Annotated in this window: 1 rRNA gene (cut by a window edge); it reads right to left on the minus strand. The window is 60.0% G+C overall.

Annotated elements, in window-relative coordinates:
• Positions 1-250 (minus strand): 23S ribosomal RNA (locus NZ653_10210) (its annotated part continues 263 nt past the right edge of the window); the annotation flags it as partial.

Genomic DNA, 250 nt, shown 5'->3' on the forward strand with positions numbered 1-250 from the left:
TTTGATAAACAGTCGGCACCGCCCGGTCTCTGCGACCCACAGGAGCTTACGCCGTAAAGGCTTCACTCCCACGGGCCCCCCTTCTACCGAGGGTACGGGGGCAATTTGCCGAGTTCCTTGAGGAGAGTTCCCCCGACGCCTTAGGCTGCTAACCCAGCCCACCTGTGTCGGTTTCCGGTACGGGCAGCGATGTTTCAACACCAGCGCCGTTGTTTCTCGGCAGTGTGGCGTCAGAAGAGTTACCCCATCA

This window comes from Anaerolineae bacterium, assembly GCA_025062375.1.
GTDB lineage: Bacteria > Chloroflexota > Anaerolineae > SpSt-600 > SpSt-600 > SpSt-600.